This window comes from Plantibacter sp. VKM Ac-2885 (assembly GCF_015351205.1).
In the GTDB taxonomy this organism is placed as follows: Bacteria; Actinomycetota; Actinomycetes; order Actinomycetales; family Microbacteriaceae; genus Plantibacter; species Plantibacter auratus.
The window spans coordinates 1,229,708-1,252,105 of record NZ_JADKSK010000001.1; the positions used below are offsets into that span (position 1 = coordinate 1,229,708).

17 protein-coding genes are annotated in these 22,398 nt (G+C 69.6%); 15 read left to right on the forward strand and 2 right to left on the reverse strand.

Annotation, left to right across the window (positions count from 1 at the left end):
• Positions 1 to 3: 3 nt before the first annotated feature.
• The 7 genes from folP to ITJ66_RS06020 are packed head-to-tail and all read left to right on the forward strand — an operon-like array spanning position 4 to position 5,323.
• Positions 4 to 807, forward strand: a complete 804-nt coding sequence (folP, locus tag ITJ66_RS05990; protein WP_137242241.1) for a dihydropteroate synthase — start codon at positions 4 to 6, stop codon at positions 805 to 807.
• Complete coding sequence (gene folB, locus ITJ66_RS05995; RefSeq protein ID WP_079705157.1) at positions 800 to 1,189, forward strand: dihydroneopterin aldolase; 390 nt, start codon at positions 800 to 802, stop codon at positions 1,187 to 1,189. The genes folP and folB overlap by 8 nt, the downstream gene beginning before the upstream one ends.
• A complete protein-coding gene (gene folK, locus ITJ66_RS06000; protein ID WP_192018690.1) occupies positions 1,189 to 1,749 on the forward strand; it encodes a 2-amino-4-hydroxy-6-hydroxymethyldihydropteridine diphosphokinase in 561 nt (186 codons plus the stop codon). The genes folB and folK overlap by 1 nt, the downstream gene beginning before the upstream one ends.
• On the forward strand, positions 1,746 to 2,225 hold the full coding sequence (locus tag ITJ66_RS06005; RefSeq protein WP_079001580.1) for a DUF3180 domain-containing protein: 480 nt from the start codon (positions 1,746 to 1,748) through the stop codon (positions 2,223 to 2,225). The genes folK and ITJ66_RS06005 overlap by 4 nt, the downstream gene beginning before the upstream one ends.
• Positions 2,182 to 2,796, forward strand: coding sequence for a PH domain-containing protein (locus tag ITJ66_RS06010; RefSeq protein ID WP_370582578.1), 615 nt, complete (start codon positions 2,182 to 2,184; stop codon positions 2,794 to 2,796). The genes ITJ66_RS06005 and ITJ66_RS06010 overlap by 44 nt, the downstream gene beginning before the upstream one ends.
• Positions 2,793 to 4,613: a PH domain-containing protein gene (locus ITJ66_RS06015; RefSeq protein WP_194643991.1), complete on the forward strand. Its 1,821-nt coding sequence runs from the start codon at positions 2,793 to 2,795 to the stop codon at positions 4,611 to 4,613. The genes ITJ66_RS06010 and ITJ66_RS06015 overlap by 4 nt, the downstream gene beginning before the upstream one ends.
• Entirely contained in the window at positions 4,610 to 5,323 is a 714-nt protein-coding gene (locus tag ITJ66_RS06020) for a Rossmann-like and DUF2520 domain-containing protein (RefSeq protein WP_086474715.1), read from the forward strand. Before ITJ66_RS06015 ends, ITJ66_RS06020 begins: the two co-directional genes overlap by 4 nt.
• A gap of 71 nt (positions 5,324 to 5,394) precedes the next feature.
• On the opposite strand, the gene ITJ66_RS06025 is transcribed toward ITJ66_RS06020, so the two are convergent.
• Positions 5,395 to 5,892: a DoxX family protein gene (locus ITJ66_RS06025; RefSeq protein WP_194643994.1), complete on the reverse strand. Its 498-nt coding sequence runs from the start codon at positions 5,890 to 5,892 to the stop codon at positions 5,395 to 5,397.
• 217 nt (positions 5,893 to 6,109) lie between these two features.
• Between ITJ66_RS06025 and lysS the strand changes: the two genes are divergently transcribed.
• From lysS to ITJ66_RS06065, 8 genes are all read left to right on the forward strand, one after another.
• Positions 6,110 to 7,630, forward strand: a complete 1,521-nt coding sequence (gene lysS, locus ITJ66_RS06030) for a lysine--tRNA ligase (RefSeq protein WP_194643996.1) — start codon at positions 6,110 to 6,112, stop codon at positions 7,628 to 7,630.
• Positions 7,631 to 7,671: 41 nt separating this feature from the next.
• Positions 7,672 to 7,818 (forward strand): hypothetical protein, encoded by a 147-nt coding sequence (locus tag ITJ66_RS06035; RefSeq protein ID WP_157579829.1) that lies wholly within the window; start codon positions 7,672 to 7,674, stop codon positions 7,816 to 7,818.
• A 160-nt stretch (positions 7,819 to 7,978) separates the two neighbouring features.
• Positions 7,979 to 8,176 carry a hypothetical protein gene (locus ITJ66_RS06040; protein ID WP_194718988.1) on the forward strand — a complete coding sequence of 66 codons (198 nt, stop codon included), beginning with the start codon at positions 7,979 to 7,981 and terminating at the stop codon, positions 8,174 to 8,176.
• 78 nt (positions 8,177 to 8,254) lie between these two features.
• The gene (gene cls, locus ITJ66_RS06045) at positions 8,255 to 9,724 is read left to right on the forward strand and encodes a cardiolipin synthase (protein WP_194643998.1); all 1,470 of its coding nucleotides are present in this window, start codon (positions 8,255 to 8,257) and stop codon (positions 9,722 to 9,724) included.
• Between the two features lie 91 nt (positions 9,725 to 9,815).
• The gene (locus ITJ66_RS06050; RefSeq protein ID WP_194644000.1) at positions 9,816 to 13,394 is read left to right on the forward strand and encodes an SdrD B-like domain-containing protein; all 3,579 of its coding nucleotides are present in this window, start codon (positions 9,816 to 9,818) and stop codon (positions 13,392 to 13,394) included.
• 174 nt (positions 13,395 to 13,568) lie between these two features.
• Positions 13,569 to 17,084: an SdrD B-like domain-containing protein gene (locus ITJ66_RS20115; RefSeq protein ID WP_194644002.1), complete on the forward strand. Its 3,516-nt coding sequence runs from the start codon at positions 13,569 to 13,571 to the stop codon at positions 17,082 to 17,084.
• A gap of 179 nt (positions 17,085 to 17,263) precedes the next feature.
• Positions 17,264 to 18,400 carry a hypothetical protein gene (locus tag ITJ66_RS06060; protein WP_137242232.1) on the forward strand — a complete coding sequence of 379 codons (1,137 nt, stop codon included), beginning with the start codon at positions 17,264 to 17,266 and terminating at the stop codon, positions 18,398 to 18,400.
• Positions 18,401 to 18,573: 173 nt separating this feature from the next.
• Positions 18,574 to 21,102, forward strand: coding sequence for an ATP-dependent Clp protease ATP-binding subunit (locus tag ITJ66_RS06065; RefSeq protein ID WP_064294324.1), 2,529 nt, complete (start codon positions 18,574 to 18,576; stop codon positions 21,100 to 21,102).
• Between the two features lie 126 nt (positions 21,103 to 21,228).
• Here ITJ66_RS06065 and ITJ66_RS06070 read toward each other — a convergent pair whose 3' ends face one another.
• Complete coding sequence (locus ITJ66_RS06070) at positions 21,229 to 22,155, reverse strand: Ppx/GppA phosphatase family protein (RefSeq protein WP_194644004.1); 927 nt, start codon at positions 22,153 to 22,155, stop codon at positions 21,229 to 21,231.
• Positions 22,156 to 22,398 lie beyond the last annotated feature (243 nt).

The window sequence follows — 22,398 nt, forward strand, 5'->3', positions numbered from 1 at the left end:
CGCATGTTCCAGATCATGGGCGTCGTCAACGTCACACCCGACTCGTTCAGCGACGGCGGCCGGTACCTCGACGTCGACGACGCCGTCGCCCACGGGCTCGAGCTCATCGCGGCCGGCGCGACCATCATCGACGTCGGCGGCGAATCGACGCGGCCCGGTGCCGCCCGGGTCGACACTCGCGAGGAGCAGCACCGGGTCGCACCCGTCATCGCGGCGCTGGCCGCCGCTGGTGCGCGAGTGAGCATCGACACGATGAACGCGGAGACCGCCCGTGCCGCGGCCGACGCCGGTGCCTCGATCATCAACGACGTCTCCGGTGGCCTCGCCGACGACCGCATGCCGGGCGTCATGGCGGCGTCCGGTCTCGACTGCGTCATCAGCCATTGGCGCGGGCACTCGGCCGACATGGCGAGCCGCGCCACGTACACCGACGCGGCGGTCGACGTCGCTCAGGAGCTCGACGATCGGGTGACGACCCTCCGCGGTCAGGGCGTCGACCCCGGCCGGATCGTCGTCGATCCCGGCCTCGGGTTCTCCAAGCACGCCGAGCACAACTGGCGCATCCTCGCCCGACTCGACCTGCTGCGCGAGCTCGGGTACCCGGTGCTGGTGGGCGCGTCCCGCAAGCGGTTCATCGGAGCGCTCCTCCCCGAGGACGCACCGATGGAGGCGCGCGACCTGCCGAGCGCCGTGGTGAGTGTGCTGGCCGCGCAGGCCGGAGCCTGGGGTGTGCGCGTCCACGACGTCGCCGCCACCAGACTCGCTCTCGATACCCTCGATGCATGGCAAGGTGGAGCCGATGACTGATTCGATCACCCTCACGGGCCTGCGGGCGTTCGCGCACCACGGCGTCTTCGACTTCGAGCGCGAGGCCGGACAGGAGTTCGTTATCGACGTCACCGTGTCGCTGGACCTCCGCCCGGCCGCCGGCGGCGACGAGCTCGGCGCGACCATGCACTACGGGGAGCTCGCCGAGGCGGTCGTCGCGGCCGTGGAGCGCGACCCGGTCGACCTCATCGAGACTGTGGCCGAGCGCATCGCCGACGTGGTGCTCGCGAACGAACGCGCGGAAGCGGTCCGGGTCACGGTGCACAAGCCGAGCGCGCCGATCACCGTGCCCTTCGCGGACGTGGCGGTGACGATCGAGCGAACCCAGGCCGATCGCACCCAGGCCGGGCGGGCCGTCTGATGGTCTCGCGCACACCGATCCACGACCCAGCCCGTCGGCCGGGGCCACCGAAGCCCCGTGCCGTCTGGGCCGTCGTGGCCATCGGGGCGAACCTGGGGGACCGCCGGGCGACGATCGCACAGGCGGTGGACGACCTCGCCGCCGTCGACGGGGTGCTCGAGGTGCGGCCGTCGCCGCTCGTCTCGAGCGCGGCCGTCAAGCTGTCCGGCGTCGACGAGTCGGCTCCGGCCTACCTCAACGGTGTCGCGGCCGTCCGCACCCGCCTCCAGCCGCACGTGCTCCTCGACGAACTCCAGCGGATCGAACTCTCGCACGGCCGCGTCCGCGAGGAGCGCTGGGGAGATCGGACGCTCGACCTCGACCTCATCGCCTACGACGACGAGACGATCGACGACGAACGCCTGACGGTCCCGCACCCGCGAGCCGCCGAGCGCGGGTTCGTCGTCGTGCCCTGGCTGCTCCTCGACCCCGACGCGACGCTGCCCGGCGTCGGCCGCCTCGACACCCTCGCGGCCGCCAAGGACGGCTCCGTGGTCCCCGACGACGGCACGCACCCGTGACCCGCACCACCGCGACACCGCTCATCGTCCTCGCCGGGGTGGGCGTCGTCGTCGGCTTCCTCGTCGAGGTCGCGATGGTCTCCGGCGGACGCGCGTCGATCATCCCGCCCGTCACCCTTGCGGTCTCGCTCGTGGCGGTCGCGATCATCCTCATCGCCCTGTCCTGGCCGATCCGCCGCAGCACGACCGGTCGCGCCACCCGGCGGATCGATCCGTTCCGCGCCATGCGGGTCGCCGCGCTCGCGAAGGCCTCGAGCCACGCCGGCTCCCTGGTGGCGGGGGCGACCGTCGGGATCCTGCTCTTCGTCCTGACCCGCCCGATCCTGCCCGCGATAGGCTCGTTGTGGCTGGTGATCGCGTCCATCGTGGGATCCGTCGCACTCGTCGTCGCCGCCTTGGTGGCCGAGTGGTTCTGCACCGTTCCGAAGGATGATGATGACGACGCCGCACCCGGGGGAGCCCCGTCCCACACCTGATCAGCCCGCTGAACGGCCGCTGATCGAGACGCCGCTGGAGGAGCTGTCGTCGCCGGACACGGTACACGCCGGCCCCGCGGAGCAGAGCGGCAAGCGGCTCGAACTGCCTGATGCCGAGTGGCGCCGCGTGAGTCGCAAGCTCATCGCGGTCGAGTTCATCTCCGAGGGCGCCGGCCTCGTGCTCGTCACGGCGGCCGTGGTCTTCGTCGCGCTCGTCTGGGACTGGACCTGGATCTGGTGGCCGTTCGCCGCCTTCGCCGTGATCTCCCTGATCGCCGCCGCGTTCATCCCGCGCCGCATCCGATCGATCGGGTATCAGCTGCGCGCGGACGATCTGTTGTTCCGCCGGGGGATCATGTGGCAGCGCTTCGTCGCCGTGCCGTACGGGCGCATGCAGCTCGTCGACATCAACCGCGGGCCCCTCTCGCGGGCGTTCGGCCTCGCCGACCTCAAGTTCGTGACCGCCTCCGCCTCGACCGGAGTGGTGATCAACGGGTTGCCGGAAGCCGAAGCCGAGGGGCTGCGCGACCACCTGGTCGCCGTGGCGGAGAGCCGGCGGACCGGACTGTGAGCGAGCACCAGGCGGCAGGACCGCCGGAGCGGTTCGAAGCTCCGGCCGCGGGTCCTCGGGTGAAGCCGACGGCCGAGGCGATCGTCCCACGGGTCGCCGGACAGAGTCTCGTCGACGGGCAGTGGCACCGGCTGCACCCGGCGACGCCGTTGCTGCGCGGCGGGATCGCGTTCGTCGCCATCCTCGGCATCGTCATCGCGAACCTCCGCGAGCGCCTCATCGAGTTCTTCATCCCCGCTCCGGGGATGGAGCAGCCGACCGACCCGATCGACTACATCCTCAACCACGGCTTCGTCGGGTGGGTGCTCCTCGCGATCGCCGTCGGGCTCATCGTGGTGATCGCCGTGTTCTGGTTCTCATGGCGCATGCACACCTTCCGGGTCACCGACGAGGCGGTGGAGGTGCGCAGCGGGATCCTGTTCCGCACGAACCGCAAAGCCAAGCTCGACCGCATCCAGGGTGTCTCCATCGAGAAGCCGCTCCTCGCCAGACTCATCGGGGCCTCGCGCATCAACGTGAGCGTCGCTGGCCAGGACGCGAACGTCAAACTCGAGTACCTGTACGGTGCCGACGCCGACGGCCTCCGCCGGGACGTCCTCACGCTCGCGAGCGGGGTGAAACTCGCCGAACGCCGGCAGACCACCGCAGCCGGCGACCCGGTCAACCCGACCCTGCCGCCGCAATCGGCGCCCGACGGTGCCGGCGGGGTGTCCCGGTTCGTCACCGAGCGCGTCGACGACTTCATCTCGCCCGAACTCGATCCGGACGAGGCGGTGCCGGACTCCGTCGTGCGCCTGACGCTCGGACGCTTGGTCGGGTCCACGCTGCTCAGCCCGTTCACCGTGATCGTCCTGATCTCGGTCGTGGCGGGTGTCGTCCTCCTCCTCAACGGCCTGGACTGGGCCTGGTTCTGGCTCGTCCCCATGGTGCTGAGTCTCGGGGCCTTCGTCTGGTCGAGCGTGACGAAGTCGCTGCGCTACAGCATCGCCGCGACGCCCTCGGGCGTCCGCATCGGCTTCGGGCTCTTCTCGACGACCAACGACACCGTCCCGCCCGGACGGATCCACGCGATCGAGGTGTCGCAGCCCATCATCTGGCGCCCGTTCGGCTGGTGGCGGGTCCGGATCAACAAGGCCGGCCTGTCACTGGAGCAGGCTGCTCGCGGTGCGACGAGCAACACGGTGTTGCCGGTCGGGTCGCTCGTGGACGCCGCCCAGGTCGTGGAGCTGATGCTCGCGGGCCGCATCGACGGCAGTGCCTGGGCACCCCTGCAGTCGGCCCTCGCCACGCGTGACGGTGTCGGTTTCGTGGGTTCGCCCCGCCGCTCGCGATGGATCAACTGGTTCTCCTGGCGTCGTACCGGCTACGCCCTGCGCGACGGGATGCTGCTGTTCCGGCAGGGGGTGGTCTGGCGCAAACTCCACATCCTCCCGCTCGCACGCCTGCAGAGCATCCGGATCGACCAGGGACCGCTCCTGCGGGCGCTCGATCTCGCCTCCGCGACCGCGCACACGGTCCCCGGCCCGGTGATCGCCAAGCTCCCGGCCATGGCCCGCGACGAGGCGGTGCGGATGTTCGACGCGGCGTCGGCGGCGATCGTGGTCGCGCAGTCGATCGACCGCAGTCACCGGTGGGCGAGCTTCGACCCCGAGCACCAGCCGGCCGAGGCGCAGGCGACGGCGCCCTACCTCGATGAGCCGGTGGCGCAGTCGGACACCTGGCCGACGACGCAGGCGGGCGCCGAGCCGTGGCAGGAGCAGCGCCCGGCGCCGTCCGTGCCGCTCCCGAAGACCGACCAGGACCGGTGGACCACGTGAGCGCGGAACGACGGAGCGCCAGGCTCGGCGTCGGGATCATCGGGAGTGGTCGCGTCGGCCCGGTCATCGGAGCGGCGCTCGGGGGAGCCGGACACGCGATCGTCGGCATCACCGCGGTGTCGGAGGAGAGCCTCGAACGGGCGAACGCCCTGTTGCCGGATGTGCCGGTGCTCGATCCCACCGAGGTGGTCGAGCGGAGCGAACTGGTCGTCATCGCCGTACCCGATGCGCAACTCGCGTCGTTGGTCGAAGGGCTCGCGGCGGTCGGTGCGTGGCAGCCGGGCCAGCTCGTCGCCCACACCTCGGCTCGGTTCGGGACCGCTGTCCTCGCTCCCGCCGCACGGGCCGGCGCGATCCCGTTGGCGTTGCACCCCGCGATGGTGTTCACCGGGACGAGCCTCGACCTCGCCCGCTTGCACGAGACGTCGTTCGCCGTGACCGCACCGGCCCCGGTCCAACCGATCGGGCAGGCGCTCGTGGTCGAGATGGGCGCGGAGCCCGTGATCATCGCCGAGGCCGATCGTGCGGCCTACGCCGAAGCGGTGGAGACGGCCGCGAGCTTCTCCCGCGCGGTCGTGCAGCAGGCGACGGGTCTGCTCCAGGACATCGGTGTGGAGAACGCCGGCGGCTTCCTGTCCTCGCTCGTGCGGTCGTCGGTCGACGAGGCGCTGCGCGGTGCGACCACGCCCGACGTCGACGAGCTGCTCTAGCCGGGTGGACGGACCGCCGCCCGCCCACCCGAGTCCGGGCAGGCGGGCGGTTCCGTGTCAGCGGACCCGTGTCAGCGGGTACGGCGGCGACGGATCAGCGCGTCGATCGCGAGTCGGCCCGGGCCGGCGAGGGTGAGTGCGAGCGACGCGAGTGCGAGCAGCATGACGTACTCGAAGCCACCGTCGGCGGCGTAGAACCCCGCCGGCAGGTGCACGAGCACCATCGCCACGGCCATCGTCACCGCGAGCAGGGCGCCCACGATGCGCGTGCCGAGGCCGACGATGAGCAGCAGGCCACCGACCACCTCGAGACCGGCGACGACGACCGCCGCGACCTCGGGAGCCGGGATGCCCAGCCCGGCGAACCCGGAGGCGACGCCAGGGATCGAGTCGACGAGGAACTTCTGGAGGCCGTGCGCGATGAAGACCACGCCGAGGGCCAGGCGCAAGAGGAGGAGACCGGCGTCGATCCCCGCCTGTCCGCGCGGCGCGGCGGGGGAGGCCGGGACCGGTGGGACGGTGGTGGCGTCGCGGTGGTCGGTGTGCTGGTGGTCGGAGAGCGTCGTCATGACGAGCCTTTCGAGTTCGTTTCCGGCGTCGGTGCCCCCGATCGGGACTCCTGTCCTTCGAGCCAAGCACGGCCCGGATACCCGGCGATGTCCTCCGAATGGTTGTTCGCAGACCCTTGCCAGGCCGTCGATAGCCGGTTCATAGGAAACCGGCCGTGCGCGCGGCCCGCACGGTCCCCGGTAAACTCCAGTGACCGCACGAGGAGAATCCCACCGCATGACTGACACGACGCCAGAGCCGATCGACGACGCAGCAGAGCAGGCAGAGCTCTCCGAGCAGAAGGCCGTCCGGCTCGCGAAGCGCCAGCGCCTCATCGACGAGGCGACGTCGGGTGCCGGTGGCGCCTACCCCGTCACCCTCCCCATCACCGACACGATCCCGGCGGTGCGCGCCCGCTTCGGTGAGCTCCAGCCCGACGAGGCGACCGGCGTCACGGTCGGCGTCGCGGGCCGCGTCGTGCACCTCCGTAACACCGGCAAGCTCTGCTTCGCCAGCCTGCAGTCGGGCGACGGCAGCCGCATCCAGGCGATGGTGAGCCTCGCCAGCGTCGGCGACGCGCACCTCGCGGCCTGGAAGGAGCTCGTCGACCTCGGCGACCACGTCTTCGTCTCCGGCGAGGTCATCTCCAGTCGTCGTGGCGAGCTGTCGATCATGGTGGCCGAGTGGACCATCGCGGCGAAGGCGATCCTGCCCCTGCCGAACCTCCACAACGAGCTGAACGAGGAGACCCGGGTCCGCAGTCGGTACCTCGACCTCATCGCCCGCGACCAGGCGCGCAAGAACGTGCTCGACCGGGCCAAGACGGTGGCCAGCCTCCGCCAGACCTTCACGGAGCGCGACTTCGTCGAGGTCGAGACGCCGATGCTCCAGGTCATGCACGGTGGAGCCTCGGCCCGCCCCTTCGTCACCCACTCGAACGCGTTCGACACCGAGCTCTACCTGCGCATCGCGCCCGAGCTGTACCTGAAGCGCGCCGTCGTCGGCGGCATCGACCACGTCTACGAGATCAACCGCAACTTCCGCAACGAGGGCGCCGACTCCACGCACAGCCCCGAGTTCGCCATGCTCGAGGCGTACGAGGCCTACGGCGACTACGGCACCATGGCCGACCTCACGCAGACCCTGATCCAGAACGCCGCGCTCGCGACGAGCGGGAGCCACGTCGTCACCTGGGCCGACGGCACGGAGTTCGACCTCGGTGGCGAGTGGGACCGCATCTCGATGTTCGAGAGCCTGTCGGCCGCCGCTGGTGTGGAGATCACGCCGCAGACGCCGATCGAGGAGCTCAAGGCGCTCGCCGAGCGTGAAGGCGTCGAGGTCCCGCACCCCATCCACGGCAAGTACGTCGAGGAGCTGTGGGAGCACTTCGTCAAGGGTGGCCTCGAGCGCCCGACCTTCGTCATGGACTTCCCGGTCGACACGAGCCCGCTCGTGCGCGCCCACCGCTCCATTGAGGGCGCGGTCGAGAAGTGGGACCTCTACGTCCGCGGCTTCGAGCTCGCCACCGGCTACTCCGAGCTCGTCGACCCGGTCGTGCAGCGCGAACGCTTCATCGAGCAGGCGAAGCTCGCCGCACAGGGCGACGTCGAGGCCATGCGTCTCGACGAGGAGTTCCTGCGGGCGCTCGAGTTCGGGATGCCGCCGTCCGGCGGCATGGGGATGGGCATCGACCGACTCCTCATGGCGCTGACCGGCCTCGGTATCCGCGAGACGATCCTCTTCCCCCTGGTCAAGTAGCGGCCACCCGGCAGCACGACCACCGACAGTCAGGCGCGACGATGAGCATGATGGACCCCGGCGACCACCAGGACCCGAAGAAGCAGGGGCCGACGACGGCGCGCATCACGATCTGGATCGTGGTCAGCGGGATCGGCCTGTACCTCGTCGTCAGCGGTCTGTGGGGCGCCCTCGCCGGAGGCTCCTGAGGCCGCTGCGCGCTCGTTCGGCATCGGGCGACCACTTCGTTCCGGTCCCTGAGCGAATCCTCCGGTCCCTGCGCGAACCCTCCGGTCCCTGAGCGAACCCTCCGGTCCCTGAGCGAACCCTCCGGTCCCTGAGCCTGTCGAAGGGCGGTACGATTGACGAGTGATCGAAGACTACTGGCTCAACGCGCTCTGGTCGCTGCTGCCCACCGTGGTCGTCGGCATCATCTTCTGGGTCGTCATGCGCGCCATCCTGCGGTCCGACCGCAACGAGCGCAAGGCGTACGCGCAGGTCGAAGCGGAGCAGCGCGCGAAGCTCGGTCTCCCGCCGGTCGAGCCCTCCGCACCTCGCGAGGTCTGACCCGCCCGTATCACGTGGCGAGGTCACCCCACAGCTGTCCGGCATGGTCAGTAGGCTGGAGCCTCGGCAGCTGAGCGGATGGGCGACATGACGATCGAGTTCTCCTGGAACTGGCTGGGCATCACGGCCCTCGTCCTGGACTTCATCATCCGTGTCATCGCGGTGATCGTCGTCCCGCGCAACCGGCGCCCGACCGCGGGGATGGCCTGGCTGCTCGCGATCTTCCTCATCCCGTACGTCGGTGTCATCGCCTTCCTCCTCATCGGCAACCCGAAACTCCCACGGGTGCGCCGGCGGAAGCAGTACGACATCAACGTCTACATCCGCCAGACGACCCGCGACCTCGTCAAGGCGAACCTGACGTCGAACGCGCCGGCCTGGTTCCGGTCGGTCGTGACGCTGAACCGCAACCTCGGGTCGATGCCGCTGCAGGGCGGGAACACCGCCAGTCTCATCGGCGACTACGAGGCCTCGCTCCACGCCATGGCCGACGAGGTCGACCGTGCCGAGCAGTTCGTGCACGTCGAGTTCTACATCCTCACCTGCGACCGCACCACGAAGCCGTTCTTCGACGCGCTCGAGCGGGCGGTGGCTCGCGGCGTCACGGTCCGGGTGCTGCTCGACCACTTCGCGAGCTGGCGGACCCCCGACTACAAGCACACCGTGAAGCGCCTCACCACGATGGGGGCCCAGTGGGCGCTCATGCTGCCGCTCCAACCGTTCAAGGGCAAGTTCCAACGTCCCGACCTCCGGAACCACCGCAAGATGGTGATCGTCGACGGCGCGGTCGCGTTCATGGGCTCGCAGAACATGATCGACCGGAGTTACAACAAGCCGGGCAACATCAAGCGGGGTCTCCAGTGGCAGGAGCTCATGACGCGGGTGGAGGGCCCCGGGGTCGCGGGGATCAACACGATCTTCCTGAGCGACTGGTACAGCGAGACCGGCGATGTCCTGTCCCACGAGGTCGGCCTGCTCGAGGCCCGACCGGTGGGCGACCTCGAACTGCAGGTCGTACCGAGCGGGCCGGGGTTCGACGGGGACAACAACCTCAAGCTGTTCCTCACGCTCATCTATGCGGCGCAGCGGCGCATCGTCATCACGAGTCCGTATTTCGTGCCCGACGAGTCGTTGCTCGCAGCGGTCACGACCGCGGTCCAGCGTGGTGTGCCGGTCGACCTGTTCGTCTCGGAGATCGGCGATCAGGCGATGGTCTGGCACGCGCAGCGCTCCTACTACGAGGCGCTCCTGCGGGCCGGTGTGCGGATCTTCCAATACCCGGCGCCGTACATCCTGCACGCGAAGCACTTCACGATCGACGACGACGTCGCCGTGATCGGGTCGAGCAACATGGACATGCGTTCCTTCGGTCTCAACCTGGAGGTCTCGCTCATGGTCCGCGGGCGCGAGTTCGTCCAGGAGATGCGCGGCGTCGAGGACGGGTACCGGGAGATCAGCAAGGAACTGACGCTCGCGGAGTGGCTGAAGCAGCCCCTCCGCTCGACGGTGCTCGACAATCTCGCCAGATTGACGTCCGCGTTGCAATAGTCAGACAGTGAGATAACTGATATGTGTTGTTTTCAACAGAAATATCTCTCTGATATTCTCGCAGGGTTGACCCCCTCGAGAAAGCGACTCCATGTCACTTCTGTTGTCCCCGCCGCGCGCACTCGCGGCCTGTACCGCCGTTGCGGCAGCAGCTGTGATCGGCTTCGGCGCGATCGTGCCTGCGTCGGCCGCGACCGATCCGCCGACGACCGACGACACCTCGTCGGCGTCTCCCGAGGCGCCGGCGGCGCCCGACGCTGAGCCCGCGGCTCCGACGGCGGTCGTGCCCGACGCGGGACCGCTGACCCTGTTGACCAAGCTGCAGCGCTCCGTCACCGGTACAGCGCCCTTCGACGACGATGCAGGGCCTGGTCGAGACACCAGCGGCGAGGATCTCATCGTCCGCTCGCACGACACCGTCTCGTACCGGATCGAGGTCCAGGTGAACGGCACGGCTCAGGACGGCGTGGTGACGATCCGTCAGGAGCTCCCTTCGGGCATGACCTGGCCTGCCGTCGGGTCGCTGCCCGGCTACTGTGGCGACGGTTCGGTCGTGAGCGACGATGCGCGCACCGTCGACTGCGTCGTGCACGAGGTCGCGCCGAACTCCGTGTCGACCTACGACCTGATCGCCTCCGCCAGCACGGCACTGCCCGACGGAACCGTCCTGCCGGCTCCGGCCGACGCCATCCAGGTGTCGGCCGCCGACGCGACGAGCGGGCAGGCCGCGTCTTCGACGGTGACGCCGGACGACCTCGTCATGAGCACAGGTCCCCGCCTCAATCTCGGCGTCAAGCGGCACACCACCGACCAGGTCGCGGTCAACGCGGAGGGGGTCAGGGGGTACCGCGTGTACTTCGACACGTTCCTCGACCTCGCCGACTACAACGCAGCCGGCGGACTCGGCGCACGGGGCCAGTCGGCCATCGTCGGCGACGTGACGTTCGACATCGATCTGTCCGACTTCAGCGACCATGCCGAAGCCGTCGATCTGGCCGGGCAGCGGTGCGCGCTGAACCCCTACGACGGCAATGCGTTCCCGTGGAGCGCCGGCGGTGCGGAGAACACCGTCACCGACTCGGGTACCTGGACGTGCACAGCCGATGCGGCGAACCCGCAGCTGATCCACGTGGTCGTTTCCGGTGCCGACCTCAGCGCGGATCACGTCCCGACGAAGACCGCCTCCGGCGCCAACATCACCACCCGGGGCTACGTCGCGATCGGCAAGTTCGCGGTCTTCGTGCCGCACACCGACGTCCCGTCCGACGGAAGCATCGACGCGCTCGTCACCATGCGAGACCTCGTCGCGTTCGGCGAGAACGCAGCCGGTGAGCCCATCGCGAACCGTGCGGAGCCGCTGAGTGACAACGCCGTGACGACGCGCCTCACCCGACGCGTGGGAACGGGCCACAGCACGCGGTATCTCGACAGCGCGTCCAACCTCACCAAGGTCCCCGGCCAGAGCACGGTCGGTTCCGGAGACGGTCCGGTGACCAGCGGGCAGACCTTCGTCGCACATACGGCCGTCATCAACTCCTCGGTGGAGGCGCCGATGACGGGCGCGATCGTGTGTCAGGTCTTCGACCCCAAGACCCAGTTCGTCGCGACCGCGGGTGCCAGCGCGCCTCCGGTCACCGTCCGGGCGAGTGGGGCGGCCGACGGGTTCAATCCGAGTCAGGTCATCGTCGAGTACGGCACGACGCCGGTCGTCGACGCCACCGCCGACGACGAGACCCGCTGGGGCGGCCTCGACGCCGCGACGTGCGACGACTCCGACGACACCTGGACCGCGAACTGGCAGTCGCTCGATCTCGAGGACGTCACGCGGGTGCGCTACCGTCCCGTCGGCGGCGAGTTGTCTGCGGGAGCGCAGTTCAACGGGTCGCTCACGCTGCAGCTCCGCGATGGTCTGCCGGTCGGCGAGACCATCATGGAGACCTACTCCGTGAAGTCCACCTCGATGTACAGCGACGACGCCGATGCACCGACCCACTGGATCGAGGACGCCTGGTACCACGGGAAGTACAACCCGGTGCAGTCGACGAACAAGGACTTCCCCCGTGGAGACCGCCTCCTCGTCTCGGAGGGGTCCGTCGCCATCGCCAAGCGCGCGATCGCACCCGCCGTCGATGCAGGATCGCCGGCGCACGTCGCCTCAGGAGAGCGCGTGCAGTTCGAACTGACCCCGCAGATCGCCAGCAAGTCCGGCCTCGCGGACGCCGCGCGCGACGTCGTCGTGGTCGACCGACTCCCGAAGGGGCTCGCCTATGACCCTGCAGACGTCTCGTCCGCTCCGGACTCGGTGGTGACCGCGGAGGACGGCACCACCGAGCTCACCTGGTCGTTCGAGCGGATCGACCGCGGGAGCGAGCCCGTCATCACCTACTGGGCCAAGACCGACTCGACGATCGTCGGCGACCTCGTCAACCAGGTCATCGTCTCGAGCTCCGACGATCCGTCGTCCCTCGAGGAGATCCCGGCCTCCCCGACGATCTCCGACGCGCACTACTCCCGTCAGACGGTCTCGCTCAGTGCCCCCGGCGGGCTGCGCATCGAGAAGTCGGTGGCACAGCAGGCGGTGGAGTCCGGCGACGACATCGACTACACCGTCGCGTTCGCGAACATGAACGCCGACACCCCGCAGCAGGACGCCTCGTCGATCGATGTGCTGCCCTACGCCGGTGATGCACGCTCCTCGTCCGTCGAGGGTGTGCTGGCAGCAGCGGTCGAGGCGCCGTCCGGTGTCACGGTCCGGTACACGGACGCCGATCCGGCGGCCGTCGCCGCGGCATCCGTCGTCGACGGCAGTGCCGGATACGGTGAGCTCCCGGCCGGTTCGGCCTGGTGCACCGCGTCCGAGCTCGGTGCCGAGGGCTGTGCCGCGTCCTTCGCCGACGTCACCGCGATCCGGATGGACGTCGATTCGCTCGCGGCCCTGGAGCGCCTCGAGGTCCGGTACACCCTCGTCTCACAGGGTGCGCCGAGCGGTGCCACCTTCTCGAACGACGCGACCGTCCGCTCGGCGACCCAGACCCTGGGGGCCCGGTCGCCGCTTGTGAGCACCCGCGTGGTGTCTTCGTCGATCGGTCAGCGTCTGTGGTGGGACACGAACGAGGACGGTCTCGACAACGACGGCCCGGAGGGGGCGCCCGGTGAGGGCGTCGCCGACGTGCCCATGCGCCTGTCCGGAGTCGACAAGTTCGGTGAAGTCGTCGAGGCCGAGACGGGGACCGACTCGACCGGCTCCTACCGGTTCTCGGGTCTCGTGTCCGGTGAATACGCGATCGTCGTGGACGTCCCGGCGAACGCGGGTGTGACCACCTTCCGCGTCGGCGACGACGACCTGCTGAACTCCGCTGTGGACGCCGCTGCGGGCGTGATGGAGGACATCACGATCGTCGATCCCTCACCCACCGGTGGGGACGGTGAGGACCTGACCTGGAACGGTGGGCTGGTCGTCGGAGCCGAGCCCCCGGTTGCGCCCGTGGATCCGCCCGGCATTCCGAAGGTCGACGAAGCTACCGCGAAGACCACCCGCGGCGACCTGGCCGAAACCGGTACGGCCTGGGTGTTCGCGGGGGCCGTGACGGCCGCGCTGCTCCTTGCGATCGGAGCCGGTCTCGTCCTCGCCCGCCGTCGTCGGATGGAGCCTGAGACGACGGCCGAGTGATCCCATCGAAGGGGGTCGACCGCATCGCGGTCGGCCCCCTTCGTCGTGCTCCGGATGTCGCGCCCGTCCCCGACAGTCGTCCTGCATCGCAATAAAAGTTGAATATCCCACATATCAGTCGACCAATTTGTGTATCGTGTGACGGCCCCCTCTCCTCCAGAAGGTCGGACCCACGTGAACACCATCCTCTTCCGCAGGGCGCTCGGCGCCCTGTCCATCGTCGCCGTCACCGGCGGCGCCATGCTGCCGGTCACGGCACCGGACACCACCTCGACTCCCGCTGCCGCCTCGACCCAGGCGCTCGGCCTCAACACGTCACTGCAGCGCACCGCCACCGGGAGCGTTCCCTTCGATCCGGCGCCCGGTCCGGGGCTCGACGTCTCACCCGACGACGCGGTGCTGCGGTCCCACGACGCCGTGACGTACACGATCGAGGCGCAGCTGCGCGGTGCCGCCCGCGACAACCGGGTGGTCGTCCGACAGCGGCTGCCCGAAGGGTTGCAGTGGCCCACCGTCGATCAGTTGCCGGGGTACTGCGTCGCCGGATCGACGGTCAGTCCCGATCGCGCCGTCCTCGACTGCGTCCGCTCCGACGTCCTCCCGAACTCCGTGAGCGCCATCGAGCTCACCGCGATGCTCACCACCGCGCCGGCGAACGGCACCGTCATCAGCGCACCGCAGGACGGCATCGAGATCATCGCCGCCGACGCCGCCGACGGGTCCGAGATCCGGGCCAGCACGACCGCACCGGATCTGGTGGTGAGCAGCGGCCCGCGCGTCAACGTCGGCGTCCGACGGGGGCCGGTCGTCGACGGCGTGCAGGAGCAGGACGGCACGGTGGGTTGGTACATCGCACACGACACCTACCTCTCGATCACCGATTTCGGCACCGACGAGGGACGCGGCGCTCGCGGATCCGGGAACGTCGTGGGCGACGTCACCTTCGTCATCGATCTCAACGGGTATCCAGCCGGCGCGCGGCTCGCGACCGTCAACCCTGAGGGGAGGCCAGTGCCTCAGAGCTGTCTCACCGGAGCCTTCGACTCCGCGGTCTTCCCGAAGGCGGCGGGCGGAGGCGACGACGCGGTCTCGGATTCCGGGACCTGGACCTGCGAGCCGGCAGCCGACGGCCGCTCCGTCCTCGTCACGGTCAGTGGGGCCGACCTGAGCGGCGACCACATCCCGTCGCGGTCCGCCTCCGGCTCCGCGATCACGGCGCAGGGCTACCTCGCAATTGGACGATTCGGCGTGTTCGTGCCCGAGGACGACGTCCCGGCGAACGGCGCCCTGCCCGTGCGGCTGGACCTCGTCGATCTCCGTGTGACGGGTGTCGCTGCCGACGGGACGCCCCTGCCGAACGTTCCGGAGCCGTTGGCGGACAACGGCGCCACGGCGACGATCGCGCAGCGCACCGGCGGCGGAGACCACGCGAGCCGGTACTCCGACCGCCGGACCGACAACCGCATGGTGCCCGGACAGAGCACGGCCGGCTCCGGCGACGGGCCTGTCGCCGGCGGCCAGCGGTTCGAGCAGACCGTCGCCTGGAACAACACCACGACGAGTGCCTTGACCGGCGCCGTGCTCTGCGCGGTGTTCGACCCGGCCACCCAGCAGGTCGGTGAGCGTCCCGGCGGTGGTGACCCGGCGGAGTTCCGCTCCACGGCCGGGGCCGTGATCGTCGAGTACGGGACGACGCCCAGTGTCGACGCCGCGGCCGACGCCGAGACCCGGCAGTCGCAGATGGATGCGACCACCTGCGACGACGCCGACGACACGTGGGTCTCCGACCCGTCACTCGTCGACACCGACGACATCACGAAGGTCCGTCTTCGTCCCGTCGACGGCGAGCTCCCGCCCCGCACGAGCGTGACCCTGTGGGTGCAACTACAGGCCAAACCGGGCCTCGACGTGGGCACCATGATCACCGAGACCTACAGCATCAAGTCCTCCGGCAACGGTCCGGACCGGGAGTCGGCGACCGCCTGGGTCGAGGACGGATGGTGGCACGGCCGGTATCGCGCGTCCGAGGGTAACGCACAGTACCCCCGTGGTGATCAGCTGGTCGCCGCGAACGCGGCGGTCACGCTCAACAAGCGGGCCATCTCGCCGGAGGTCGCGCCAGGCGCGCCGGCACCGATCGCGGCTGGCTCACCCATCACCTTCGAGGTGCGTCCGCAGATCATCACCCCCGACGGGGTGGCCGATCGAGCTGACGCCGTGACGGTCACGGACTCCCTGCCGGCCGGGTTCCTCTTCGACGAGGGTTCGGCGACCCCGGCGGCCACGACCGTGGTCCCGCAGGCGGACGGCAGCACGCTCCTCACCTGGGACCTCGGGCGGATCCGACAGGGAGCCGAGCCAGTGATCGCCTACACCGCGGTCTCGGACCGGTTCTCCGTCGGACAGTTCCTCAATCGTGCGATCGTCGCGAGTCCGGACGACCCGGGGTCCCTGACGGACTTCCCCGCGGAGCCAGGACGACTCGACTCCCACTACTCCTGGCAGTCGATGGTGGTCACCACCCCCTCCGGGCTACAGATCGACAAGCACGTCGCCCGGTCCGTCGTCGAATTCGGCGACGCGGTCGAGGTCGACGTCGTCTTCGGCAACATGAGCGCCGGGGCCGTGCAGCGCGAGGTGCGGATGATCGACGTCCTCCCGTACCCGGGCGACGAACGTGGCTCGACCGGGCAGGGCGTCCTGGCGGGTCCGGCCTCGTCGGACGGAGCGGACCTCCGCTACACGGCGGCGCCCGGTGACGCGGTCGCGAGCCACATCGACCCCGTCGTCGACGACGGCTTCGGCACCCTGCCGGACGGAGCGCGGTGGTGCGGGGCGGACGAGTTCGGCATGACCGGCTGCCCGGCGTCCATCGCGGAGGCGACCGCGATCGAGGCCACCGTCGCCGAGCTCGCGCCGTTCGCGCCCGTGGTCGTCGCCTACGAGCTGGCGACCACCGGTGCCGCGGTCGACGCGCGGTTCGTGAACGACGCCGTCGTGCACTCCGCGACGCAATCGCTCGGCGCACAATCGCCTCAGGTCGCGGCCCAGTTGGTGAGCTCGGCGCTCGGCGAACGCATCTGGTGGGATCTCGACGCGAACGGGCTCGACGACGACGGGCTCGACGGGACGCCGGGGCCTGGTGTCGCAGACGTCGAGCTCGAACTGACCGGCACCGACAAGCGCGGTGAGCCGGTCACCCGGACCGCCATGACCGACGCCGACGGACGGTACCGGTTCGACGCGGTCCTCTCCGGTGCCTACCGGATCGACGTGCGACTCCCGGACGACCTGGTGGCCGACGCCACGTCGCCTCGGGTCGGCGACGACGATCTCCGGAACTCCGCGATCGACCCTGCGGAGTGGGTCATGCCGGACATCGTGATCGCCGACCCGTCGCCGAGCGGAGCCGACGGCGAGGACCTCCGTTGGAACGGCGGTCTCATCGCGACCGACCCCGGGACCGGCCCGGAGCCGGAACAGCCGGGCGCGACGCCGGGTGCGCCGGAGGGCACGTCCAGCCGGGACACCGCGAGTCCGCTCGCCGTCACCGGCGCCGGGCTCACGACCGGCGCCCTCCTCGCGGCCGGCCTGCTCGTCGTCGCCGGTCTGCTCGTCCTCGCGCTGCGGCGGACGCGACGCCTCGTCGCATCGGAGCAGCCGACGGACAGCTCGGTCACGACCGAGTGACGAGGCCGTGAGTCGGGCCGCGGGATCGAGGTCCCGCGGCCCGACCCGGCTCCGAATGTCCGCAGAATCGACCCCGGATCGAGGGGTGGGCGCTCCCTATACTGGGGTCAAGTCAGGCCCACGACGGCGTCGCCTGCTCCCGGTCGACCCTTCGCCTGACGCGATCGAAGGAGGCATCAGTGCACCACACCGATATTCCGACCCGCTCCGACATCGTCGAGCTCGCCACCGCTCGCGAGCCGGGCAGCGTGTCGATCATCCTCGCGACGAGCACCAACCCCTCGGATACGAGCCATATCCGCCTGGACCTCAAGAACCAGGTGAAGGTGGCGGTCGAGCAGCTGACGGCCGCGGGAGCAGACCGGGCGGCGATCGCGACGTTCACGCAGCAGGTCGACGACCTCCAGGAGGATCCGGACTTCCTCCGCTACCTGTCGTCGAGTCTCGCGCTGTACATCAGCCCGAGCCTCACGCGCTACTTCCGCGTCCCGAACATCCTCCAGTCCTGCACGGAGGTCTCGGACCGCTTCTTCATCAAGCCGTTGATGCGTGCGCTCACCTTCCCGCAATCGGCCTATGTCCTGGCGCTCGCGCAGAGCGGTGTGCGACTCGTCGCCGTCTCGCGCGATCTGCCGGCCACGAGCATCGAGCTCGAGGGTGTCCCCGCCGACGTGGCCGCGGCCGCGGGTGTCGACTCGATCCGGGGTCGCGGTTCCGACGGACGCAGCCCCCAGGGACGCATCCAGGGTTCCGAAGGACAGAAGGTCCGGATGCAGGAGTACGCGCAGGCGATCAACAAGGCGTTGTCGCCGGTGCTCGCCGGCTCGAAGGAGCCGCTCATCCTCGCGGGCGCCGAACCGATGACGGGGATCTTCCGGTCCGTCTCGAGCTACAAGCACCTTGTGAAGCCCGAGATCGAGGGCAACCAGCAGGAGCGCTCGGACGAGCAGCTCGCCGCAGCGGCCCGCCCGATCCTCGACGAGCTGTACGCCGCGGAGCTGCACGCGCTGTGCGAGGAGTTCGGCACCCGCGCGTCGAACGGCCGTGCCGTGACCGACCTCGGCGACGTGGCACGCGCCGCGACGGCGAACGCGGTCGACACCCTGTTCGTCGACATCGACAGCAACCTGCCGGGCACGGTCGACGAGACCACCGGTGTCGTCACGCTCGCCGACGATGCCGACGCGACGAACTACGGCGTGATCGACGAGATCCTCCGCCGGGCGCTGCTCTCCGACGCCCGGATCCTCGCCGTCCGTGCCGACGACGTCCCTGGTGGGGGCGCCCTCGCGGCGACCGTCCGGTTCCCGGTCTGACCGAGCCGCGATCAGCCGACACCCGCAGCGCACGTGCCCGGTGCACGTGCGCTGCGGCGTTCCCGGTGGCCGCGCATCACGCCCACGGCGAACAGGGGCGAAGAGAGCTGCGGCGGTCGTTACGCTCCTACTAACGGCATCACCACCCTGCCCGGTGCCGGAGGAGAGTGATCATGTTCGAGAGATTCACCGACCGTGCGCGTCGTGTCGTCGTCCTGGCCCAGGAAGAGGCCAAGATGCTCAACCACAACTACATCGGGACCGAGCACATCCTGCTCGGCCTCATCCACGAGGGAGAAGGAGTCGCCGCCAAGGCACTCGAGTCCCTCGGGATCTCCCTCGATGCCGTGCGCGAGCAGGTCACCGACATCATCGGCACCGGCCAGCAGCAGCCGACGGGACACATCCCGTTCACGCCGCGCGCCAAGAAGGTGCTGGAGCTGAGCCTGCGCGAAGCGCTGCAGCTCGGCCACAACTACATCGGCACGGAGCACATCCTGCTCGGCCTCATCCGCGAGGGCGAGGGCGTCGCAGCCCAGGTCCTCGTGAAGCTCGGCGCCGACCTCAACCGCGTGCGCCAGCAGGTCATCCAGCTGCTGTCCGGCTACCAGGGCAAGGAAGCAGCCCCGGTCGGCGGCAACCAGAGTGAGCAGCAGGCGCAGGGCGGGTCGCAGATCCTCGACCAGTTCGGCCGCAACCTCACGCAGGCCGCGCGCGACAACAAGCTCGACCCGGTCATCGGTCGCGACAAGGAGATGGAGCGGGTCATGCAGATCCTCTCCCGTCGCTCGAAGAACAACCCGGTCCTCATCGGTGAGCCCGGCGTCGGCAAGACCGCCGTCGTCGAGGGTCTCGCCCAGGCGATCGTCAAGGGCGATGTCCCGGAGACGCTGAAGGATAAGCAGCTGTACTCGCTCGACCTCGGCTCGCTCATCGCCGGTAGCCGCTACCGCGGTGACTTCGAGGAGCGCCTGAAGAAGGTCACCAAGGAGATCCGCACCCGCGGCGACATCATCGTCTTCATCGACGAGATCCACACCCTCGTGGGTGCCGGTGCCGCCGAAGGCGCGATCGACGCGGCCTCCATCCTCAAGCCGCTGCTCGCCCGCGGTGAGCTCCAGACCATCGGTGCCACCACGCTCGACGAGTACCGCAAGCACTTCGAGAAGGACGCCGCACTCGAGCGTCGCTTCCAGCCGATCCAGGTCATGGAGCCGTCGCTGCCCCACACGATCAACATCCTCAAGGGGCTGCGCGACCGGTACGAGGCACACCACAAGGTGTCCATCACCGACGGTGCGCTCGTCTCGGCGGCGAACCTCGCCGACCGGTACATCTCCGACCGCTTCCTGCCCGACAAGGCCATCGACCTGATCGACGAGGCCGGTGCACGCCTGCGTCTGTCGATCCTCTCGAGCCCGCCGGAGCTGCGCGAGTTCGACGACAAGATCGCCGGCGTCCGCGAGGCCAAGGAGACGGCCATCGAGGAGCAGGACTTCGAGAAGGCGGCGTCCCTCCGCGACGAGGAGAAGAACCTCCTCGGCGAGCGTCTGCGCCTCGAGAAGCAGTGGCGCTCGGGCGACGTCAAGACGACCGCCGAGGTCGACGAGGGCCTGATCGCCGAGGTGCTCGCCCAGGCGACCGGCATCCCCGTCTTCAAGCTCACGGAGGAGGAGTCCTCGCGACTCGTCTTCATGGAGAAGGCGCTGCACCAGCGGGTCATCGGTCAGGAGGAGGCCATCTCGGCGCTCTCCAAGACCATCCGCCGCACGCGTGCCGGCCTCAAGGACCCGAAGCGTCCCTCGGGCTCGTTCATCTTCGCCGGCCCCACGGGTGTCGGTAAGACCGAGCTCGCGAAGGCGCTCGCCGAGTTCCTGTTCGACGACGAAGGCGCGCTGATCTCCCTCGACATGTCGGAGTACGGCGAGAAGCACACGGTCTCGCGACTGTTCGGTGCTCCTCCCGGGTTCGTCGGCTTCGAAGAGGGTGGCCAGCTCACCGAGAAGGTCCGCCGCAAGCCGTTCAGCGTCGTGCTCTTCGACGAGATCGAGAAGGCCCACCCCGACATCTTCAACTCTCTCCTCCAGATCCTGGAAGAGGGCCGGTTGACGGATGGTCAGGGTCGCGTCGTCGACTTCAAGAACACCGTCATCATCATGACCACCAACCTCGGTGCTCGTGACATCGCCGGTGGTCCGGTCGGCTTCCAGATCGAGGGCAACGCCTCGACCGGGTACGACATCATGCGCGGCAAGGTGAACGAGGAGCTGAAGAAGCACTTCAAGCCCGAGTTCCTGAACCGTGTCGACGACATCATCGTGTTCCCGCAGCTGTCGAAGCCGGAACTCCTGCAAATCGTGGACCTGTTCACGAAGCGTCTCTCGGAGCGTCTGCTCGACCGCGACATGACGATCGAGCTCACGCTGCCGGCGAAGGAGCGCCTCATCGAGGTCGGCTTCGACCCGACCCTCGGTGCTCGTCCGCTGCGTCGTGCGATGCAGCGCGAGGTCGAGGACCAGCTCAGCGAGCAGATCCTCCACGGCGAGCTCAACGCCGGCGACCACGTGCACGTCGACTTCGTGAACGGCGCGTTCGCCTTCACGACCTCGGCTCGCGGTGAGTCGGTCGGTGCCGGCGTCAACGCGCAGGCGTCGCTCGGTACGGGTTCGGCCACGCCGGACCTCGCGATCACGGGCGAGTAGTCCCGAGTCACCGAAGGCCCCCACTCCGCGGAGTGGGGGCCTTCGTCGTGTCGGGAGTGTTCGTTCGCCCATCTTCGGGCGATTCGGCGCTCATTCGCCCAAACCTGGGCGAACGAACAGCGGCGGTCAGCCGAGGCGGTCGAGGTAGCGGAGAATGATGCCCTCGCGGAGCGCCCAGGGGGAGACATCGAGCTCGCGGACGCGGAAGGCGGCCATCGCCTCGGACAGGACGATGCCGCCGGCGACGATCTGGAAGGTGCGGTCGGCGGTGATCCCGGGGAGCGCGGGGCGGGCCTCAGCCGGAATGCGGGCGAGGCGCGGGATCCAGTCGTCGAGCTGGCTGCGCCGGAGCAGCGACCGTTCGGTGCCACCGATGCCGTCGGCCACCGATCCTGCGAGGCGTGCGAGGGAGCGGATGGTCTTGGATGACCCGACCACGTGATGGGCGTCGGGCTCCTCGGCGAACGCGGGGAGTGCTTCGGCGAGCACCTCGCGGGCGTGCAGGCGGAGCGCCTCCTGCTGTGCGGCGGTCGGTGGGTCGTCGTGGAGGAAGCCGACGGTGGAGCGTCCGGCGCCGAGCGGGAGGGAGATCGCGACATCGGGGTACTCGTCGCCGCCGGCCGCGATCTCGAGTGAGCCGCCACCGATGTCGAGGAGGAGCATCTCGCCGGCCGACCAGCCGTACCAGCGGCGGACGGCGAGGAAGGTGAGCTTCGCCTCGTCGTCACCGGAGAGGACCTGTAGGGCGATGCCGGTCCGCTCCTCGACGAGGGCGAGGACCTCCGGCCCGTTCGTCGCCTCGCGGATGGCCGAGGTCGCCATCGAGAGCAGTTCGTCGAGGCCGCTCTCGCGAGCGATCGCCGCCGCTGCACCGATCGACTCGAGGATCACCGCGACGCCCTCCTCGCTGATCGATCCATCCGGCGTGAGGTATCGCATGAGTCGCAGCACCGACTTGTGCGACGACTGGGGGATCGGCCGCGCTCCCGGGTGGGCATCGACGATGAGCAGGTGGACGGTGTTCGATCCCACGTCGAGGACTCCGAGTCGCATGCGCTCACAGTACTGCCTGCCCGCCCGGGTGTGCTGTGGTCGGTCGCCAGCGCGGTGCGCTGACGTGAGCGCGGGTCCAGGGCGTGAGCGCGGGTCTCCGGAGGGGCGCGCCCACGTCCCTGACCCGCGGTGAGGCCGATACCGCGCCACTCGCGTCAGCGCACCGCGCTGACGCCCACACCCTCGCGCTCGCGTCAGCGCATCGCGCTGGACCGGGATGGACCTCGGGAGGGCGCAAGGCCG

Bases quoted from the DNA above. Each gene is read 5' to 3' on its own strand.
- folP (WP_137242241.1), top strand. From the start codon at position 4: ATGTTCCAGATCATGGGCGTCGTCAACGTCACACCCGACTCGTTCAGC.
- folB (WP_079705157.1), top strand. From the start codon at position 800: ATGACTGATTCGATCACCCTCACGGGCCTGCGGGCGTTCGCGCACCAC.
- folK (WP_192018690.1), top strand. From the start codon at position 1,189: ATGGTCTCGCGCACACCGATCCACGACCCAGCCCGTCGGCCGGGGCCA.
- ITJ66_RS06010 (WP_370582578.1), top strand. From the start codon at position 2,182: ATGATGACGACGCCGCACCCGGGGGAGCCCCGTCCCACACCTGATCAG.
- ITJ66_RS06025 (WP_194643994.1), bottom strand. From the start codon at position 5,892: ATGACGACGCTCTCCGACCACCAGCACACCGACCACCGCGACGCCACC.
- lysS (WP_194643996.1), top strand. From the start codon at position 6,110: ATGACTGACACGACGCCAGAGCCGATCGACGACGCAGCAGAGCAGGCA.
- ITJ66_RS06035 (WP_157579829.1), top strand. From the start codon at position 7,672: ATGAGCATGATGGACCCCGGCGACCACCAGGACCCGAAGAAGCAGGGG.
- cls (WP_194643998.1), top strand. From the start codon at position 8,255: ATGGGCGACATGACGATCGAGTTCTCCTGGAACTGGCTGGGCATCACG.
- ITJ66_RS06050 (WP_194644000.1), top strand. From the start codon at position 9,816: ATGTCACTTCTGTTGTCCCCGCCGCGCGCACTCGCGGCCTGTACCGCC.
- ITJ66_RS06065 (WP_064294324.1), top strand. From the start codon at position 18,574: ATGTTCGAGAGATTCACCGACCGTGCGCGTCGTGTCGTCGTCCTGGCC.
- ITJ66_RS06070 (WP_194644004.1), bottom strand. From the start codon at position 22,155: ATGCGACTCGGAGTCCTCGACGTGGGATCGAACACCGTCCACCTGCTC.